At 58.8% G+C, this 18,384-nt stretch carries 17 protein-coding genes; all 17 read right to left on the minus strand.

Annotated elements, in window-relative coordinates; translation table 11 throughout:
* Nucleotides 1–5 precede the first annotated feature (5 nt).
* Nucleotides 6–1,118, minus strand: coding sequence for a hypothetical protein (locus IEY52_RS09755; protein ID WP_189002491.1), 1,113 nt, complete (start codon nt 1,116–1,118; stop codon nt 6–8).
* A complete protein-coding gene (locus IEY52_RS09760) occupies nt 1,115–3,373 on the minus strand; it encodes a hypothetical protein (RefSeq protein WP_189002492.1) in 2,259 nt (752 codons plus the stop codon). The genes IEY52_RS09755 and IEY52_RS09760 overlap by 4 nt, the downstream gene beginning before the upstream one ends.
* A 39-nt stretch (nt 3,374–3,412) precedes the next feature.
* Nucleotides 3,413–5,482 (minus strand): phage tail protein, encoded by a 2,070-nt coding sequence (locus IEY52_RS09765; RefSeq protein ID WP_189002493.1) that lies wholly within the window; start codon nt 5,480–5,482, stop codon nt 3,413–3,415.
* Nucleotide 5,483: 1 nt separating this feature from the next.
* Nucleotides 5,484–7,601 carry a putative baseplate assembly protein gene (locus IEY52_RS09770; RefSeq protein ID WP_189002494.1) on the minus strand — a complete coding sequence of 706 codons (2,118 nt, stop codon included), beginning with the start codon at nt 7,599–7,601 and terminating at the stop codon, nt 5,484–5,486.
* On the minus strand, nt 7,601–7,990 hold the full coding sequence (locus IEY52_RS09775; RefSeq protein ID WP_189002495.1) for a GPW/gp25 family protein: 390 nt from the start codon (nt 7,988–7,990) through the stop codon (nt 7,601–7,603). The genes IEY52_RS09770 and IEY52_RS09775 overlap by 1 nt, the downstream gene beginning before the upstream one ends.
* A 3-nt stretch (nt 7,991–7,993) precedes the next feature.
* Nucleotides 7,994–9,454, minus strand: a complete 1,461-nt coding sequence (locus IEY52_RS09780) for a hypothetical protein (protein WP_189002496.1) — start codon at nt 9,452–9,454, stop codon at nt 7,994–7,996.
* 16 nt (nt 9,455–9,470) lie between these two features.
* Complete coding sequence (locus tag IEY52_RS09785; RefSeq protein ID WP_189002497.1) at nt 9,471–10,115, minus strand: phage baseplate assembly protein V; 645 nt, start codon at nt 10,113–10,115, stop codon at nt 9,471–9,473.
* On the minus strand, nt 10,115–11,164 hold the full coding sequence (locus IEY52_RS09790) for a phage late control D family protein (RefSeq protein WP_189002498.1): 1,050 nt from the start codon (nt 11,162–11,164) through the stop codon (nt 10,115–10,117). Before IEY52_RS09790 ends, IEY52_RS09785 begins: the two co-directional genes overlap by 1 nt.
* Nucleotides 11,161–11,328 (minus strand): hypothetical protein, encoded by a 168-nt coding sequence (locus tag IEY52_RS09795; RefSeq protein ID WP_189002499.1) that lies wholly within the window; start codon nt 11,326–11,328, stop codon nt 11,161–11,163. The genes IEY52_RS09790 and IEY52_RS09795 overlap by 4 nt, the downstream gene beginning before the upstream one ends.
* Nucleotides 11,328–12,080: a CIS tube protein gene (locus IEY52_RS09800; RefSeq protein WP_189002500.1), complete on the minus strand. Its 753-nt coding sequence runs from the start codon at nt 12,078–12,080 to the stop codon at nt 11,328–11,330. Before IEY52_RS09800 ends, IEY52_RS09795 begins: the two co-directional genes overlap by 1 nt.
* Nucleotides 12,073–12,513: a phage tail protein gene (locus IEY52_RS09805; protein WP_229684708.1), complete on the minus strand. Its 441-nt coding sequence runs from the start codon at nt 12,511–12,513 to the stop codon at nt 12,073–12,075. Before IEY52_RS09805 ends, IEY52_RS09800 begins: the two co-directional genes overlap by 8 nt.
* Nucleotides 12,514–12,515: 2 nt before the next feature.
* A complete protein-coding gene (locus tag IEY52_RS09810) occupies nt 12,516–14,195 on the minus strand; it encodes a hypothetical protein (RefSeq protein WP_189002502.1) in 1,680 nt (559 codons plus the stop codon).
* Between the two features lie 8 nt (nt 14,196–14,203).
* Nucleotides 14,204–14,641, minus strand: coding sequence for a phage tail protein (locus tag IEY52_RS09815; protein ID WP_189002503.1), 438 nt, complete (start codon nt 14,639–14,641; stop codon nt 14,204–14,206).
* A 147-nt stretch (nt 14,642–14,788) separates the two neighbouring features.
* Nucleotides 14,789–16,840, minus strand: a complete 2,052-nt coding sequence (locus IEY52_RS09820) for a phage tail sheath family protein (protein WP_189002504.1) — start codon at nt 16,838–16,840, stop codon at nt 14,789–14,791.
* Nucleotides 16,841–16,892: 52 nt separating this feature from the next.
* The gene (locus IEY52_RS09825; protein WP_189002505.1) at nt 16,893–17,615 is read right to left on the minus strand and encodes a hypothetical protein; all 723 of its coding nucleotides are present in this window, start codon (nt 17,613–17,615) and stop codon (nt 16,893–16,895) included.
* Nucleotides 17,606–18,211, minus strand: coding sequence for a Pvc16 family protein (locus IEY52_RS09830; protein WP_189002506.1), 606 nt, complete (start codon nt 18,209–18,211; stop codon nt 17,606–17,608). The genes IEY52_RS09825 and IEY52_RS09830 overlap by 10 nt, the downstream gene beginning before the upstream one ends.
* A complete protein-coding gene (locus IEY52_RS09835; protein WP_189002507.1) occupies nt 18,204–18,380 on the minus strand; it encodes a hypothetical protein in 177 nt (58 codons plus the stop codon). Before IEY52_RS09835 ends, IEY52_RS09830 begins: the two co-directional genes overlap by 8 nt.
* Nucleotides 18,381–18,384: the final 4 nt, after the last annotated feature.

The following is an 18,384-nucleotide window of genomic DNA, read 5'->3' on the forward strand; positions in this document are numbered from 1 at the left end:
TGTCTTCAGTAACTGTTGTTCCAGTACAGCGTGGGATCGGTGAACATCGCCCAGCGCTGGCTGAAATCCAGCAAATAACTGCCCCAGTACCCCAGGGAAGTGCGCGAAAAACCTTCTCCGCTGTTCAGGGCTTCTTGCATCATGCGTCGGGTTCCACTGCGGCTGAGGGTGGCCTGGGATCCGGTGTTCAGTTGTGCAGGAAGGATTCCAGTGGGGGGCAGGAAAGCAAAAGCTTCATCGAAGGCATTGGCTGTGATCTGTCCGGGGTCTCCTCCCACATTCGCCACCAGTTGCCCGAGCTGTTCGTGGTACTGCTGAAGCATGGCGTGGTTTCTGGCCCGGTTCTGGGAGAGGTTGAGTTTTTCTTGCAAGGCGTGAAACAGGGACCTGCGCACGGCCCAACCATCCAGAACCCATCCCGAGGTGCGGGTGTGCAGCAGGGTAAGGGGTTCCTCATCGCTGGAAATCCAGTCTCGCACGGGGTCAGGCAGCACGAGTTCAGGCCAGAAGTCATCCTGGAGGGGATTGACTGGGGTGGGATTGCGCGTGCCATAACAGAAGTGGGCCAGCAGGTTTTGCTGCTGGGAGGCCACAGCGTTCTGGATGGCTTTCTCTGCATCAGGCCAGCGGTGCAGTCGGAACACCACACCCGGCATCTGGTCTTTGTAATTGCATTTGCTGGGTGCCCCACCCATCCCGAACATCGGTGCCCGGCCTTCCAGACGGGACCTGGGGGTCACGGTCAGCACGTACACCCGGTCTTTCTGTACGGTGTCTGACACATAGATGCCTTCATTGCAGTTGCGGAATTCTCCATCGTCGTCTTCAGTGTCCGTGTAGATGTCATGGATGTTCAGCTGGATTTCACTGTCCAGCACCAGAGGGGTGCCCAGCCGGTTGAAGCCCCATCCGGGGGTGATTTTGAGGGTCTGGTTCTGCAGGGTGACCTTCAGGCCCTCTGCCACCCCTGAGCCGTGCAGCAGACCAAAGCGCTGGTCCAGGTTGTCCAGTGCAGCGTAAAGCCGCTTGAGGTCTTCGGCACTGAGGGCACGTCCGTTGAAGAAGTGCGGAACTGCCCCACTTCTGGCTGCGATGAATTCGTCCAGCAGGGTGTTCATTCGGCCCTCACCTGATAAAAGTTGACTTCCAGATGCAGGGTGATTTCCGATTCAAATTCCCTGAAGTCCATGGGGAACATCTCTCCGCGCCAGCCAAACAGTTGCAGCACCACGCGTTCTGAGGTGGCGGGTTCTGCCACCTGCACATGCACGAAAACCCCACGTCGGGATTGCACGGTGGCCTTGACCACATAGCGGTAATTTCCAGCTTCGTGTTTGGAGGGTCCAAAGTACACGGCGATGCGCCCTTCGCCTTCGGGTTCCACACCGTTGATGTTGTAAAGCCCTCTGGGATTGAAGGGCATCAGTTCGATGGGTCCAGCCGCGTACAGGCCGTAGGGTTTGCCGGGAATGGTGCTGACATAATCTTTGGATCCAGAGGAGGGCTCTGCACCAGCTTCAGGCAAATCCCGCACCTGCCAGACAAAGCCTTCTCCGCCTCCCAGATTGACGCTGACCAGGGTCTGGTTGTCACTGGTGGGGGTGCCCTGAATCTCAATGCCCTGCAAGGCCCGCACGGTGGTGCTGTCGGGGCTTCCAATCACATCGCCGCCCAGAGAAACCGGTGCCCAGTCCTCGCCGGTGAACATCAACACCTGACCATTGTCCGGTCCCTGGTTGCGCACAGGGACGTGCTGGATGGCGGTCACTGTGGACTGACCCGACAGGAAATCCATCAGGACATCCCCCTGCGGGAAAATCACCGGGGTCCATTGCAGGGTTTCCAGACCTTCGGTGAAAGTGGTGATCATGAACTGTCCGGGCGCTCCAGCAGGCCCGAAAATGGACACGCCCTGGATGGCGGAAAGCTGGCTGTTCTGGGGATCTCCCGTGACATCTCCACCCAGATACACGGGTTGCCATTCTGACCCGGTGTATTTGAGGATCTGGTTGTCATCCGGGGTCTGGCTGGACACAGGGTGTTTCTGCAGGCCCACCACGGTGGAATCTCCGTGCTCAAAGTCCAGCTGCACATCTCCTGCAGGTGCATTCACAGGCACCCACACCAGACGCTGTGGGTCTTCTTCGGATTCAGGGTTTCCGGTGTAGGTGGTGACCAGAAGCTGGTTGTTCTGGGTGGCTGGACTTTGCAGCGGGATGCCCTGCAATGCAGACACGAAGGTGCTTTTCACCGTTCCGGTGATGTCCCCGACCAGCATGGGAAAGGGGGTGGCCTGCCAGATGTTGTCTTTCAGGCCCAGGAAGGTCAGGGGCTCATCGTCTGTGCGGATGGTCCCGTCCGGGTACACATCGTAGGTCTGGATCTTGGAGACTCTGGTCTGGTGGGTGGGTCCGGTGACTTCTCCGTACAGCACCCGGTCCTTCCCCTTTTGCAGGTAGGTGGTGAGGAGGGAAAGGTCCAGCAGCACAGGACGTGCCGTTTCATCAATGCGAACGCTGTTCACGTTGCCTGCCTGGAAATCAGCGATGATCCCGGCCAGCAGCAGGGCATGCTGTCTGGGAGGCAGACCATCCGGGGTGGCTTCCTGGTCCAGTGCAGCGGTGCGCAGGGTGGTCACCCAGTGGGTGGTCAGCACCTGCAGCACCCGGTCCAGCACCGGTTCGGGAACACTCAGGTGGCCCTCCCAGTCCAGCAGGGGGGCGAGAATGGTTTGCAGGTGGGTTTCCAGCCCTGCCCCCAGATCCGGGTTGAGGTTCTGCTGCAGGATGCCAATGAGCTGGTTCACCAGATGGTCCGGGGTTTCCTCTCCCATCAGGGCACGGGTACGCACCCTGTCCCGCAACCAGCCAGAGAATTCATGTTCCAGGCGGTACAGACGGTGGTCCGGGGCCGTGAAGCTGAAATCCAGAATGAAGTCGTCTTCCCAGCGGCTGGGCACCAGGCTTTCCTGTGCGGTGCGGCAGGGCTGTGAGGGCAATGGCTCCTCATCGGTGGGGCAGGAACGGTATTCCAGGGTCACGTAAAGGTGCTGTTCCCCTTCGCTGAGACCAGGCTGCTTTTTCAGCCATGCAGCAAGGCTGGCGCACTGCACACGGGGCACCCGCACCAGTTCTCCGCTGGGCGTGAGGGCCAGACCCGGGGTGACTTTCACTTCCGCAGATTCGTATTTGACCTGCAGGCCGCAAAGGGTGCCGTATCCCAGCGCTCCCCGGCTGAGCAGGTGCTGGTGGCCGGACAGGTAAGCAAATTCCTGGGTGAAATCGTCTTCGCCCAGCACCATGCCTTCTGCGAAGTAAACGTGCTTGTCAAACCGGGTGAGCGCATGGGTGAGGGGATCGGTGCAGGTTTTCATGGGTCCTCCTTGAATCAATGGGCACAGCAAAAGGGTGGATCAAAGCACCCAGCGGGGATCGGTGCCAGCGTCCCACAGCCGGGACAGCAGGGGGTTTCTGCCCAGGATCAGGCTGGGCAGCAGTCTGGAAAGTGGAACCTCTTTGAGGGCTGTGCCAGAACCCAGCACAGCGCTGCCCACCTTGAACAGTGCCCAGTCGAAATACACTTCAAAACGGGTGTGGGCGGGTTTGTTCTGTTCGGTGATCAGGGTGAGAAGTTGCACCTGGCGTTCCAGTTCTTCCACTTCAGGAACCCCATCCGGGAGCAGGATCACCACCTGAAACTGGTGGGGGGTGCGGATGTCTTCCAGCACCTTCACCCGTGAGCATTCGGGGTCCAGAGTGCTGGGGGCGGGGTAAGGGTCGAGGGACAGATTGAGCAGCATTTCAAGTCCTCTGCGGGTGCCCCTGAGGGGGAGCATGGTCGAGGCATGCTGGACCATGAAGCGTTTTTGCTGCCCGTTGAAGTGCCCTGGAAATTCAATGCCCATCCAGGAGGCCAGCCATTCCAGGTCTTCTGCCGGGGTGCTGTGGGGGTCAAAGCGTTTCTCACTGGCAGCAATGCGGCCTTCCAGATCCGTGAAAATGCCCTCGGTGTTGGCCAGGAAGCGCTCCAGCAGACTGGCAGATTCTGGATTTTCCCGGAAAATTCCAGGAAGGTATTGCAGGTAGCTGAATCTGGGGTAGTAAGCCCTGAGGGCCCGGATTCGGGGTGTGGTGCGCCCGGAACCCTGCAAAGTCACTTCCAGGTACAGGTAACGGCCCTGCACCTCCTGAAAGAGGGTTTCCAGGGTGCGAAACCCGGCGTCCAGGGGTTCCAGGGGCAATTCCCGGCCCATGCCACGGGTGTAGGGGGTGGGCTGGGGTTTCAGCCAGCGGCTTCTGGGGGCCTGATTGGGCGGCAAGGCCTGATTGGTGGCATAAGCCCGGATTTCAATGCGGGTGTCGGGTTCCAGATCGGCATCCAGAAAAAGGCGGTGCCAAACACAACCAGCTTCCTTGCCATCAAAGCAGTAAAGCAGCTGTCCGGTGGTCTTGAAGCGGGGTCTGGGTTGCTCTGCCAGAGGCAAAATCCCGTTTTCAGAGTGGTAATGGATGCGGTCCCGCACCAGCACCAGTCCTTTCCCCACAAAATCCCGCATGGGGAAATAGCAGGATTCTGGCAGGGTGGCCCCTGTGCGGTACTTCAGGGCCTGGTTGCCCTGCTTTTCCACCAGAAAAATGCAGGAGGGGAGTGCATGCAGGGCATAACCCCGTTCAAACCCATCCGGGAGCTTTAACTTGAGGTCCTGCAGCCCGTTCTGGGAGGTCCATTGAAACACGCCCTGATGGGTCAACAGCACGCCTCTTTCACGGTCTGGAAAGACCATCTGCAAAACCTGCACCTGACCCAGATCGTGAAAACTTCCGGTCACTTTTTGCAGGGTGCGGGTGTCCCCCACATCTGCGAAAGTGGCCTCCTGGGCTGTGGTTTCCGTGGGAATGGGGCGCAACTGGGCATCAAAAGTCCACAGGTGGGCCTGATCACCCTGCTGTTCCAGCAACCAGAATCCACCTTCAACCCTGGGGTACAGGTGCTGGATGCGTCCACTGGGTGCAAAATCCACCTGCTCTGGCAAAGGAGGTCCTCCGGCCACCAGATCGAACACGTACAGGGTGCGGTCTGCAGCCACCACCAGACGCTGGCTTTCGGTGACTGCCAGGGCATTCAGCAACACCGGAGCAGGTGAAGCAGCAGGCTGATCACTGAAAGCCCCGTGTTCTCTGGAAGGAGCAGCCATGTCCCCTGTCCAGTAAGTCTGGGGAATGCGGGTCTGGGGGGCCAGCACCTGCACTTTCGTGCGGTCTTCGGAAATCAGGTACACATTCCCCCAGGCATCTGCCCCTATGCTGCGCAAATCAGCAGCGGTGGGCAGGTGGTCTGAGGGATGGGTCTGGAAGTGAAACACTTCGGGGGCCAGCGTCACGGCCTGGGATGTCTGGTCGTATCCGAGGTGAAACCCCCCGATGCTGCTCTCCCAGTCCGTCTGACCGAGCAGCAGGTGGTACCCCGAGCCGTTGACATCCATGTCAGCCGCATCCTTTCACTTTGCTGCTGGGCACCGAAACCAGCAGGCGGTCCGGGGTGTCCGGGGCGCTGGGAGCAAGGTCTTCCAGGGGCAGGGGATCTCCCACACTGATGGAGAGGGCTGCAAGCAAAGGAAATTCATCTTCTTGCAGGGTCACGGTCTGGGTGGGGTTGGGGGTCCCCACTTCTGCGAGCAGCACATCCTGGGCGTACTGCACCGAGGCCACCCGGTTCACTGTGGCCAGCAACTCCATGGCCCGCACGGGTTTCTTCATGGCCCAGCCTGTCTGGTTTGCAGAAGGCAAGGGGGAAAGAAAGGCCCTCAATGCAGCTTTCACATCGTCCTGCACCTGCGAAAAAGCCACTCCAGGTTGCGCCTCCAGCCCAATGGACACCAGAATCTGGCGGTACCTGGGAGGGTAAACCACCACTTCCGTGGTGACCAGACGGCGCGGGTCCAGATGGTCACACACGGCCTGCAGAAACAGGGTGTCTGGCATGGGGGCGTCCATGTGGGCTGCGTCGTGTTGTGGAACCACCAGCAGGCGCACGGTGCCAGGAGTCTTCTGGGACAGGAGTTCCACCCGCCCCACTTCAATTCCGGGGGTGCTGTAGGTCAGGTTTTTGAAGTCTTCTGCTGTCACCGCCCGCTGGCCATGCTGGAACAGCTGCGGGATGCGTTTTTCTGCATCCTGCACTTTCTCTGCATCTGCTCCGCCCCAGGTGGGGTAACTGTGCAACACCTTGATTCTGGGGTGCTCGATGCTGCTGATGGCTTTCTCCCCCAGGTTCCCCCTGGCACCCACCGAGTAGGCATAATCGGCCCGGATCTGGGACTGGGGTGCTGGACGGGTTCCTCTGAGGCCATTTCCAAAGTGAATTTCTCCTGATTCTGCGTCCAGCACGAAAACCCGACTCTGCTCCTGGTAGACCTTTTTCACGGCAGGGGGCAGGGTCGGATCGGGAAGGATCACCTCTGGCGCAGCTTCGTGCAGGTCATTGACACGGGTCCAGGTCTGGGTTTCGTTGCCTGCACGGACATGCACGGCAACAGATCTGGGCAGCACCGGAGCACGGGACAGGCGCACCACCTGATCGGGTTCGCCGGTGCCATCTGGCAGGATCTCCGAATACACCCATTCCTCCTGGGTGATTTTCAGACCATTGACCTGCACAGCAGCCAGTTGAAATTCACTTCCCTGCAGGTTGATGCGCAGCCAGCCCAGCAGTTTTTCCTTCAACTGGGTGTCTTCCAGATCTGGGGGCATCAGGCCCACCCCGGCTTCCAGGGGGTCCAGATCGTTCCAGTCGGTGTCAAAGGTGGGCAGGGTGACTTCCAGGGTGAAAGGGGCTGTCACGGTGTCCTGCAGCAAACGGGCAGGCAGGGTCCGGAAGGTCAACTGGTCGTTTTTCAGCGAGGGCAAATCGATGGTGAAAGGCAACTGGTCCCGTTTCTGGTCCACCCGCACTTTTTTCAGGTCGTAAGAAGGCACCACGCCCAGAGTGAGCTTTTCCCCGGTGTGCTTCTTCAGGAAGGCATCGCGGGTGTCTTTTGAGCCTTCAGGCAGAAAGAGGCCCAGCCAGACGGCTCCATCTGCGCTGTCCCTGGCCCCCACCCGTGAAAGCAAGTCGTCCAGAATCGGGGTCACCTGATAGAGGGTCAGTTCATGGTCGGGGTATGAGGCGTACAGGTCCTGATAGGCCTGCAGGAGAGCAGCATCCGGGGTGATCTGCTGTTTGTAAAAGACCCTGGCTTCCAGAGGCAGCACCTTCAGACCATGCGTGGCCCGGAAAGGGATGCTTCCTGCTCTGAGCAGGGTTTCCTGGCGCACCTCTTCCAGTGCATCTGCTTTGAGGGACACCAGTCCAGAGGCCGCCTGCGCTTCCTGGAGTCCCATGCCCAGCAGGGAGAGGAATTTCAGGCGGTTGCGTTCCGGGATCAGGTTGGCCCGGTACAGCAAGGTCTCGGTCATGAAGGCGAACAGTTCCAGCAGGGTGACGCCAGGATCTGCCTTGGAAAAGTTGGTCCATTCGGGATTGTGAACCGGAATGCGGGCCAGCGCTTCCTGCACCAGATCTGCGTACTTTTTGTCTTCCAGCACCGGAGGTTTTAAAGGCATCAGGCACCTCCCAGTTGCATGGCAAAGCGGGTTTCATGGGTGGTTCCGCTGGCCACCAGCTGGTATTGCACCTGCACGATCACAGCGGTTTCGTCTTGCGGGTCTTCCAGCACGGCCACATCTTTGACCGAGATGCGCTTTTCCCACTGCTGCAAGGCCAGTTCCACCCTTGAAGCAATCAGGTGACGGGTGGCGGGGGTGTTGGGCTCAAAAAGCAGGCGTTCCAGTCCAGCCCCAAATTCCGGGGCACGCAGGCGCTCTGAAACCTGGGTGCGCAGGATGATTTCAATGTTCTGCAGGATGTTCTCGGTGCCTGCAGCGTAAACGAAACGTCCATCTTTGATTTGCAGTGGAAAATTCAGTCCAGTTCCTAACAGGGAGTCACGCACACATCACCTCTTCACGGGGAAACAAATTCGAAAGAAAGGCAGCCACCAGAACACGATGTTCAGCACCACCACAAACACCAGCAGCAAAATCAGCGCCACCAGCGTGATGATGGGAATGGAAAACGAGCAGATCAGGCCCAGGTTGAAATCCACCGCCTGCTCCAGCTTGCCGTCCAGCACCTTTGGGGTGATCTGCTGGATTTTCTTGCGCAGTTCGGTGCTCATCTCGATGGAGACGTTGCGGCGGTATTTGCGCAACCCCCGGATGCTCACATCACTGGGCATCACAATGCGGATGGGTCTGCCAGGAGCATCAGGATCAAAATAAGGGGCAATCAGGAAAGGCAGGCTGGGTTCAGAGAGGAGGTGGGGCCGGAAGCGGCAGTAAGGGCGGTGGTAATACATCCGCACCACAAACGGGTCCGAGGCAGAGAGTCGGGATTCCCTGAGGGGCACATTCGGCAGGGTCAGGGGCGGGTACTGCAAGCCATTGAAGAAGTTGAACAAATCCTGACCCACCGAAACGGAAGTGGTGCGCAAATTCAGGCTGGGATGGTTGGCAGGGTCCACAGTGCCCAGTTTGTGGTAGGGCCGCACCTGCCTGAGGGCATCCCAGTAGGTCACATTCCCCGCTGTCTTGTAAATGGAAAGCCTGTCAAAAAGGGGTGTCATGGGGTTTCCAGTTGTCGGATTGCTGGGAGCATCTATGGCACTCAGGGCAGCAGGCAAATACCTGGAAAACCAATCCAGAAAATCCGAGAAGAAGAAGGTGCTGGCCTCCTGATCGGTGGGATCCGCAGGCAGAAACTGAAACCCATTCAGGGCTTCCTGCAATTGCTCTTTGAATTGCTGGGTGGCCGGGTGTTTTGGGCCAGCACCCCTGGTGCTGGCATAGCGGGCCACTTCCTGGGCCAGATCTGCCGCACTGGGACGGGCAGAATCAGAAACATAAGTGTCCCTGCTGGAGGTGGGCACCAGACCCGCCCAGATTTTGCGCTGCTGGTCTCCAGAGCCGCACATCACCGGGAAAAGCCCCTGCAGTTCCTCCTGGGGGTTGGGTTTTTGCAGGTCTGCGGTCAGCCAGCCCTGGCCTTTCACCCAGGCGTACTCCTCACCTCCCACCAGACGGCGCACCACAAAGGCCACCCTCTCCCCTTTTTCAGGGTGGGTCTGGCGTTCAGGGAGGGTGATTCCAGAGCAAACCAGACTGGCCGTCACCACTGCAAAATCTCCATGGGTGGGCTGGAAAAGTTTCTGGCCTGCGGTTTTCACCCGGTACTGTTCCAGATCGTCCGGGTTGTTTCTGGCCGTTTCGATCAGGGTGGTCATGAATTCATCGTCGTGAAACACCAGCACCGAGGGGCGTTTCATGGTGTTCTGGTTCTGACCATGCCAGCTTGATGAAGGACTCACCCACTGGGTCACAAACTGGGTCTGTCCCACCAGGGCGTGTGCTGCGATCATTCTTGCCTGCATACACTCACCAGATGTTCCCTGCGCCGGGGGTGTAGGCGGCACTGACCACGCTGTTGGTGATCACGGTGTCGGCCTGCACCACCCCGCTGAATTTGCTCATGCCTGCATTGACCGTGACCATCCCAGCAGAGATTTCCACGGTGGCAGCCCCCACCGTCACTTTACCTGCAGCGTTCACCGTGATTCCAGAGGGATCCAGTTTCACGCTGTTTCCGTTGGCGTCCTGCAATTCAATGCTGCCGGGTCCATCTTTCAGTTTCACGGTCTGCCCTGCCGGGGTCTGGATCAGGATTTCTTCCTGTCCGGAACGCTCGGTGAACCTGAGCTGCATGCCACTCCGGGTCTTGAGGACTTTGGTTTCGTTCTGGGAACCCACCCGTTCCGGGGGCCGGTCTGAGCCGTTCCACAGGCAACCCATCACATAAGGCTTTGAAGGGTCTCCAGCTTCAAAAGTCACCAGCACTTCATCGTCAATTTCTGGGATGAAGAAAGACCCTTTGCCCGCACCCCCCATCAGGGTGGCAAGTCTCGCCCAGGCTTCCTGGCTGTCCGAGCTGGACCAGGGGTATTTGACCCGCACCCGACCCTGGTTGTCCGGATCCTGGTGGCTGGTGACCAGTGCGGGATACACTCCGTAGAGGCGTTCCATCAGAATCCTCCCCCAAAGTCAGGCCGCTGGGCTTGAAATTCAAACCGTGCCCCAGACAGCGAGTCAAACCGGAAGCAGGTGGAGGTGATGGTGTAGGTGCCAGAAAAGCCCTCTCCAGCCTCCTGCAGCTCCAGCTTGTTGCCCACTTTCATTCTGGGATCTGGGTTGGTCACGCCATGCAGGGTGACAAAACTGCGGGCCACCCGTCTGAACACCGCCTGGGCATGGGTCTTTGCTGCGGTGGGGTTGATCTGCACCGGCAAAGCCACGGATTTCACGCGGGTGAGGCCCTGGGCCTGCAGGATTTTTGCAGCGCTGTCGGCCTTCAATTCCGCCCCCAGGCTGGCATCGCCTGCCGTTTCTTTGACCCCCTGTTTGGAAGTCACGTCCCAGCCATGCACCTCCACCCGGTTCACCTGATTGGCCAGGTCTGCCGTGATGGTCAAATCCCGCACGCTGGCTCCCACCTTGAGGGTCAGGGTCTGGGTGTTGCGGCGGTCCCTGGTCTGAAAGAACAATTTTCCAGAGGCAAAAGACAATTCTGCTCCCACCTGCAAAGCCAGATCACGCAAGAAACCCAGATCGGTCTGCTCCAGTTGCATGACCAGGGGATGAACCTCGCTGGACACCTCCACCTGGGCCTGCAGGCCATGCTGCTGGGCCACCTGCTGCACCACAGCTGGCACCGAGACCTGCTCGAAAGCACGGGTTTTGACCTGAACGCGCAGTTCCTGCAAAGCGTCCTCTGCCAGCAGGGTGAGCTGAGGGGCTTCTCCTTCTGGAAAGGCTGCTTCCAGCGCACTGACCCGCCCTTCAAACAGCAGCGTGTCCTGCATCTTGACCTGCACCGGGGTCTGAAAATACACGTCCTGCTTGCGAAACAGAAACCCAAGCTGGTTGTTCCGGTTGCCCCAGTTGCTGAACGTGGCTTCCAGACGGCACAACCCGTCCAGGGAATCTTCTATGGACAGTTCCAGCAGGTTTTCTCTGAACAACACGCTGTCCTGCCCATTCAAAAGCAGGGTTGGTCTGGCCACGGTGAGGGTCATGGTTTGCCCCCATCCACCTTGAGGCGCTGTTTTCTGGATTCACGTTTGAGCACGATTTTGAGCACTTCTTTTGTGGTGTCGGTTTTATGGGGGGTCTGGCCCTGGCCGCTCTGGCTGGCAGCAGGCCCGGTCACCACCTGAAAATCATTGATCTGCACGGGCATCACTCCACCTGCTTCCTGAGGGAAAAGTCAATCAGCTGTCCGGGTTTGAGGTTTCTGGGGGTTTCGATGTTGTTGCCCCGCGCCACCCCCTGCCAGTCGTCTCCCAGGCCTTGCTGGTCGGCCATCTGGGGCAGGTTGCCGCCCTGCCTGGCCGGGGTTTGCGGGCGGGTTCCAGCGGGTTTTGCCCCTGGTTTTGCAGGATTCCCTGCTGCTGCATTGCTGGCAATCTGAAACTGGATCTCCTGTTGTGTCAGACTCACCGTCAGGCTGGCCCTGAGCGGAAAACCATCGTGCGAAAAAAATTCCAGGTTCTCTTCTAAAGACTCCATGATGCCGTCAAACTGGAAGCTTCCCCAGTGAAACCGGGCTCTGGGAGGAGCAAATTTTCCCCGGTCCTTGCCCTGCTTGATTTCACCAGGGGTGATGAAGTAAGCCACCTTGCGGGTCAGGCGGCGCACATCCCGCATTCCGGAATTGGCCTCTCCCTGCCCCTGGGCGGTGCTGTCCAGCCCTGCAGAGAGTTCTGCAGTCACATCGAAATACAACGTGAGGGACAGCTTGGTGCTGCCTTTCCCCACAAATTGCGGGCTGTTCTGCTTGCCCCCCTGGTCCTGGTTGGCGACCTGGTTGGCAAAAGTCACTTTCAGGGTTTCAGGATTGAACTGCACCTCGATGCGGGTGTCTGCCTTTTCCTGGTTCTGGGCGTCCAGTTCGATCAGGTAAGCGCGGGCCAGTTGCTGGAGTTCAGGCATAACGCACCTCCAGACGCTCAAAGAGCACCCCGAGTTCTTCAATGGCCATGATGCCTTCACGGGCATTGAGGGCTGGAGCCTTGAGTTTCACAGGAACGGCGCGGCTCAGGGTGAACCGGGCCACCTCCTCCCGCGAGGCTGAAAGCATCACCACATCAATGCTGGCCCGCAGGGATGGGCTGGACACCGACTGGTCAAACCATTTCCAGAGGTCAAACCCTTTTGTCATGCCCCTTTTGAGGGTGAGTTGACCATAACTGACCCCTCCAGGGAGGCGCAGGTGGGTGCTGTTGTTGCCGCCCTCCCGGATGCTTTTCACCTCGCGGGTGACTTCCAGACCATCGCACTCGCTGAAAGCAGCTTCACACAGGGGGTTGCTGCTGTCGGGCAGGCGGATCTCGACTCGAAAATTGAAGGCCTGAAAAATCTGCATGCTCACTCCTGCACTTTCCATCCATCTTCGGCCTGCACCAGGGTGACGGTGAGGTGGGTCATGGGAACACTGGGATTCACCCGAATTTCAAACAGCAGCGTGTTCTCCGGGGCAGTCAGAACCGCCACCTGATAGGACTCCTGAGGTGTGCGGCCCCGAAAAGCTCCGCGTTTGAACAGCACTTCCAGCGCATCTTCCAATTGCCGTTTCATGCCCAGACGGGACGGCTGGGTGTTGGGTTCAAACACAAAAGTGCTCCCCAGCCGATCCAGGTACCTCCTGAGCAGGTGAAGCAGCAAACGCACATTCTGGTGCGGTTCTTCCAGGCTGAGCACCAGTGCAGAGAGGTGCAGGATGCCTGCGGGTGGCAGAAAGCCCACATTGATTCTGGCCTCCTGCAACTGCAACCTCTGGGCATCGCTGAATTCCTGCTCCACCCCGGTCACATCCCGATAAGGACGGTTGGCCGCAGCCACCCAGCTTCCCCGGGTCAGGGCCACCTCGGAGAGCTGTCCCAGCACCACCCCATCTGGAACCAGCACCTGTTCTGCCTGCCTGAGCAAAGGGGCATAAAGGCTGCCATAACGCTCCGTTCCAGAAGGCACCAGAGACCTGAGGCGGGCCGCATGGCGCACCAGTGCACCAAACTTCAAAGCGGGCACCGAAAGGATGGCCAGGGTGTCTGCCCTGAAAGCGCAGGTCAGCAGCATGGAGCGGTGCAGTTCCAGCAGATCCTCTCTGGGCGGATTCTTTTTCTGGAAAGCCCGGTAAAGCCGCCTGACCCGCACCCGCACCGGATTGCCCACTGTGTTGAGCACTGGGGCAGGGCAACTGGCCACCACCTGCAGATCAAAGAACCCCACCCCCAGGTCTGCCGGGGTCAGCACCAGATCCAGACCAGGCTGCAGGAGGCGCTCTCTCACCTCCGTGTCAGAACGGATCTGAAGCACATGCTTCACAACCCCCACTGCATTCAGCAACTTGCCAGGGACAAAAGACACCACCAGCTTTTCATGGTCCTGCGTGACCTTCAGAAAAGGAGCAGTCAGGATGGGGGTGTGCTGCACCTCGCAGTCCTCGAAGGCACCCGGAGGAGGCACTGGATCGGGCACCACCTCAGGCACAGGAGCAGGCGGAGTCACCACACTGACCTGAAAAACCACCCGATGCACCCAACCGGCATGCACGGCATCTGGCACACTGATGAAAGCCACATCGGGCAACTCAATGGCCTTGTGAATGCCCTGAAAACCCACCTGGGGCGTGCGAGAAGCCAGACGCCAGCTGTCCACCTGCAAGGCCAGACTGCGCACATCACGGGCATCCAGACGGGCATCCTGAAAGCGCTGCAAGTTAAACCCCCACTGGGCACCCTCGTCTTCATGGGTCACGCCATCGGGATTGACCCGCAGCACATAGCACTGCCGCCCACCGTTCTCGAAGAAAGCCCGCACGGTTCCCGCAAGTTGCATCCTGATTTCACTGCCGTCCTGGTCGTTCCAGCACAACACCTGGGCTTCCCCAAACTCTGCCTTGAACTGCACCATGTCCTGCACCAGCACCGCAGAAAGGCTGCCTTTCTGGGCAAACCCCACAAAAAGCGGGATGTCCATGCGGGGCAGAAAATCAGATGTTCTGGGAGGCAGGGCCTCCACTTTCACAGCAGGCAGGCGGCTGAGCATCACTCACCTCACTCCACGGTCACGCGCTCGTAGGCAATGACCATCTCCTCCATCGCCACATCTGAGCCCTTGGCATTGAGGGGGCCAAAAGTCAGCTTGATGATGCGGGCATTGCTGAGGTTCCAGGCCATCACCTTTTCACGGCTGGCACTGAGCAGTTCAATGGTCACCAGCTTGAGGGGTTCCCCGGTCCCAGAGCGCACTTCATCCATCCACTTGTAAAGCTCCTTGGCTCCGGTCACCCCCCGCTTGAGGGTGATGTCGGTGGCCTTGTTCAGCCCGGTCAGTTTGCGCACGTTGTTTTCCAGTTCGTTGCCGTTGCGGTACTCGGCCACGGTCACCTCGGTGCCAATCCCGCTGACCTCCTGAAACCCGGCCTCCACTCCACCGAACGACACCCGGAAATTGAATTGCATGTATGGTCTGGCGTTTTTGCTGTCTGGCATGTTTTTCCTCTTTCAATGAATTTTACCGAGGGCTCAGGGCCGAGAGCTGGTCAGAAAGCTCTGGCTCAAGCTTCAAAAAGAATGTTGAAGACCTTTCCCTTGTTTCAAGGGGATTTTGTGCCCTTGGCTCTCGGCTCTCGGCAATGCTCAAACCTTCCGGTCCGCCGTCCACTGCCCGATGCGGAAGATCACGAATTCTGCGGGTTTCACGGGAGACACACCCACCAGGCACACCAGACGGCCATTGTCCAGGTCGTTCTGGGTCATGGTGCTGCGGTCGCAGCGCACGAAGTAGGCCCGTTCGGGTTTTTCGCCCAGCAGGGCTCCGCTCTGCCATTCGTTGAGCAGGAAGTCCTCGATGGTGCGGCGCACGTTGTCCCAGAGCTGGTTGCCGTTGGGTTCAAACACCGCCCACTGCATTCCCCGCTCGATGGAGCGTTCCAGGTAGGCGAAGTAACGGCGGATGTTCACGTACTTCCATTCGCTGTCGCTCGATAAGGTTCTGGCCCCCCACACCCGGTTGCCGCGTCCCTCGAAAAAGCGCAGGCAGTTGATGCCTTCGGGGTTGAGAACCTCCTGCTGGGCCTTGTGGATGTTGAATTCAAAGCCCAGTGCGCCAGAAACCACCTCGTTGGCAGGGGCCTTGAACACCGCCCGTTCGATGTCGTTGCGGGCGTAAATCCCGGACACAAAACCGCTGGGGGGCAGCAAAATCTCCTGTTTGCTGACGGGGTCCAGGATGCGCACCCAGGGGTAATACAGGGCTGCGTGGCTGGTGTCGTAAACGCTGCGCATGGTGCGTACGTCGCTGATGCCCATGCTGTCTCCAGAGTCCAGCACGGCAATGCGGTAGCGCATCTTCTGGCAGTGGGCAATCAACAGGTTCTGGATGGCCTGGGCGTTTTGTTGATTGGTGAAGTATCCACGGGTGATGCCCGGAGCGGCCACGATGGAGATGTCTTCCAGGGCCTCAAACTGTTTCAGTCCGGTGCGGGTGTTGAGCGCAAGGTCTTCTTTCCCCTCGTACTCACCAGCAGTGGGTCTGGCTCCATCGCTGCCTCCAGTCAGGGCAAAACGGCTTTCGATGCCCCGCAGGATCTTGTCTGCCAGGGTGAGTTTCTGGGCGGTTTCGGTGTCCGTGAGGTATTTTTCTGTTTTGGAGAACAGGGCTTTGAGGACATCCAGGCCTGTGGGGGTGGCTGCACCATGTTGAATCACCAGCGGGTAGCGCACCGCAGACTGGGGATTGTCCAGTTTCTGTTTGAACACACTGGTCAGGCTGTCCACATTTCTGAGGTTGAGGCCCAGACCAGACCATGCACCAAACAGGGCACCTTCGGGGCTGAACACTTCCAGGTTCAGGCTGACCTTGCGGGCAATGTAGGTTTTGGCAGCGTCCAGGATGATGTGAGTAGAAACGTCTGTGCCGTCCGTCTGGGTCAGCACCACGTCTTGACCAACACCCTTGACCACATAAATTTTACTGAGGGTCTGGGTGGTGGCTTTGTCTTCGTCCAGCAGGATCACATCTCCGGCAGCCACACCCGCCAGAACGGGAAATTCAAATTCCTTGGTTTTGGTGCTGTCTGCTGGGTCTGGAAACATGGCTTTTTTCTTGCCAGAGATCAGGTTCCCGGCTCCTTGCAGCACAAAACGCACCCCAAAATTCCCGTAAGAACCGGGGAAACGGGAGCGCAACTGCAGAAACTGGGCCATTTCACTGTCGGCATTGCTGGCAGGAACGGCGGCTGCACCCGCTTTGATCCATTGCCGGGCATGGCCATCTTCGTAGTAGGAGCGGCTGCTGTCTGCTGCGTCTGCAACGGTCCTGGCTGCCTGATCGTCTTTGGGTTTTCCGGTGGGGGCCAGGTACAGCCCTCCGGTGGCATAAGGCCGGAAGGTGCGGGACACATACAGCCGGGTGCCCCCTTCCAGAAAGAAAGCCCGGACAGCCTGCCAGAGGTCGTTGATGGGCAGGCTTTTCTTGCTGCTGTCGTTGAGGTCAAATGCCAGCGGTTCACCCGTTCCGAACAGGCGTTCGTACTCCCCCAGGGAGGTGACCAGATCGGGTTCCAGGTCAATGGGACCGAAACGGGAGGCACCAATGAATCCGGTGGTGGTGGTGCTCACTCCCTCAATGGACTTCGAGCGGAAGGACGTTTCTTCGATGAATACTCCGGGGGCCAGATACTCGGGCATGGTTCCTCCTTGAAAAACAAGAGTGCATTCGGAAAAAGGGCGGACAGAACATTCAGACCAGCAGGAAGCTGCTTCCAGAGGAGCGCAGCACCAGACGCTGACCATAGGCAATGCTGGTTGGGGTGACCGTCACACTGGACAGGGTGGCTCCCAGGGCGGCAGTGAGTTCAGGCATGGGGCTGGCTTTCTGTGCAGCGTCCCATCCGACCTCCACAGCCACAGGGTATTTCTGCTCCATCAGGGATTTGGAGCCGAGGGGAAGGTAAGCCGGGTACGGCACCGAGAGGTAAACCTCGCCGTTCTGGTCTGCAAGACCGATGGAACTGGTGGACTTCCCTCCCGTTCCCAGCGTGACTTTCACTGCAGCCCAGGGCATGGGTTCCAGGGCCAGGGTTCTTAAACTTGCATAAACCTGCATCCCCTGACTGACCGGGTAAGACGGCGCAGGATACAGCAGCAGGTATCCCTTTCCAGAGCCACCATCAAAGCGGCCCTGCAAGGGCAAATTGACTTTCAGGGAATAAGGCAGGTAACGGCCCAGGGTGTCCTGCACGGTGAGTTCATGCGGGGTGGTGCTGGCAAAATGTCCAGCCTCGGTTTGCACCAGTTTAGGAGGCAGGTGGTACACCCCCACCCGGTTGCTGGTCAGGGTGCGGTGCAAGTGTGGAAAACCCACAGGATGCACCCCCACCTGCAAACCCTCCTCGACAAAAGCACCCAGGATGGGGTCAAAGAAACGCACCCCCAGGTCTGCAATGCGCACATTCACTTCCATGTGTCGTGCCTCCAGTCCTGGATCTGCACTTCGGGATGGGTTTCGATCTGCCGTCTGGAGTCCAGATTGACGGCGCGGGCCACACAGGAAACACCCGCATCCAGACGGGCCTTGTTGACTTCAAAGAGGGCCACCCAGTCTGGCAAAGGCGGCGATTCCAGCTGGATTTCCACAAATTCATCTGGCCCGAACACCGTTCCGTAGGTGCCTGCATTCAGAAACCCAGAGGACAGCACTGGATGGTCGTCCAGGGTGCGGTAAATCCAGCCCAGAAATTCCAGGTGCGCTGCAGCACTTTTCAAAACCGGCAACAGCACGAAATGAATGTCCACAGGAAGCAGAGGGTAATAGCGCTTGCCATCCGGGCGGTCTTCTGGCAGGCGGTTGCGGGTGGACAGGTTTGGTGTGACCCTGGGAATGAACAACAACAAGGTGCCCTGCGAAATGGCCCCAGAACCAGCGAGGTCCTGTCCACGGATCAGTTGCACCGTCAGCGAGGTCACCACGGGATGGCTGGGGTAATCCTGCTTGAATTGCTGGTCAAACAGACGCTTCAAGGCATCTGCCACAGCAACAATGGCCCGGGAATCAGCCATGGATTGACCTCAGGATCAGGCGTCTGAGCTGGCTTTTCAGTTCCGTGAAATTGTGAATCTTCAGGTGGGTCTCGGTGGTGACCTCTGAAAGCTGACCGTAAATGCGCACCCCCAGAGGCCTGCGTTCCACCCACAGCCTCACCAGAAACACCATGCGTTTTCTCTGCATACGG

It is taken from the genome of Deinococcus roseus (assembly GCF_014646895.1).
GTDB classification, from domain to species: Bacteria; Deinococcota; Deinococci; order Deinococcales; family Deinococcaceae; genus Deinococcus_C; species Deinococcus_C roseus.

What these genes read in the sequence shown, in the direction of transcription:
- IEY52_RS09835 (WP_189002507.1), bottom strand. Translation starts at nt 18,380, where the DNA reads ATGCAGAGAAAACGCATGGTGTTTCTGGTGAGGCTGTGGGTGGAACGC.
- IEY52_RS09805 (WP_229684708.1), bottom strand. Translation starts at nt 12,513, where the DNA reads ATGCAGATTTTTCAGGCCTTCAATTTTCGAGTCGAGATCCGCCTGCCC.
- IEY52_RS09760 (WP_189002492.1), bottom strand. Translation starts at nt 3,373, where the DNA reads ATGAAAACCTGCACCGATCCCCTCACCCATGCGCTCACCCGGTTTGAC.
- IEY52_RS09815 (WP_189002503.1), bottom strand. Translation starts at nt 14,641, where the DNA reads ATGCCAGACAGCAAAAACGCCAGACCATACATGCAATTCAATTTCCGG.
- IEY52_RS09755 (WP_189002491.1), bottom strand. Translation starts at nt 1,118, where the DNA reads ATGAACACCCTGCTGGACGAATTCATCGCAGCCAGAAGTGGGGCAGTT.
- IEY52_RS09795 (WP_189002499.1), bottom strand. Translation starts at nt 11,328, where the DNA reads ATGCCCGTGCAGATCAATGATTTTCAGGTGGTGACCGGGCCTGCTGCC.
- IEY52_RS09820 (WP_189002504.1), bottom strand. Translation starts at nt 16,840, where the DNA reads ATGCCCGAGTATCTGGCCCCCGGAGTATTCATCGAAGAAACGTCCTTC.
- IEY52_RS09800 (WP_189002500.1), bottom strand. Translation starts at nt 12,080, where the DNA reads ATGCCTGAACTCCAGCAACTGGCCCGCGCTTACCTGATCGAACTGGAC.
- IEY52_RS09780 (WP_189002496.1), bottom strand. Translation starts at nt 9,454, where the DNA reads ATGATCGCAGCACACGCCCTGGTGGGACAGACCCAGTTTGTGACCCAG.
- IEY52_RS09790 (WP_189002498.1), bottom strand. Translation starts at nt 11,164, where the DNA reads ATGACCCTCACCGTGGCCAGACCAACCCTGCTTTTGAATGGGCAGGAC.
- IEY52_RS09810 (WP_189002502.1), bottom strand. Translation starts at nt 14,195, where the DNA reads ATGCTCAGCCGCCTGCCTGCTGTGAAAGTGGAGGCCCTGCCTCCCAGA.
- IEY52_RS09825 (WP_189002505.1), bottom strand. Translation starts at nt 17,615, where the DNA reads ATGGAAGTGAATGTGCGCATTGCAGACCTGGGGGTGCGTTTCTTTGAC.
- IEY52_RS09785 (WP_189002497.1), bottom strand. Translation starts at nt 10,115, where the DNA reads ATGGAACGCCTCTACGGAGTGTATCCCGCACTGGTCACCAGCCACCAG.
- IEY52_RS09830 (WP_189002506.1), bottom strand. Translation starts at nt 18,211, where the DNA reads ATGGCTGATTCCCGGGCCATTGTTGCTGTGGCAGATGCCTTGAAGCGT.
- IEY52_RS09765 (WP_189002493.1), bottom strand. Translation starts at nt 5,482, where the DNA reads ATGGATGTCAACGGCTCGGGGTACCACCTGCTGCTCGGTCAGACGGAC.
- IEY52_RS09770 (WP_189002494.1), bottom strand. Translation starts at nt 7,601, where the DNA reads ATGCCTTTAAAACCTCCGGTGCTGGAAGACAAAAAGTACGCAGATCTG.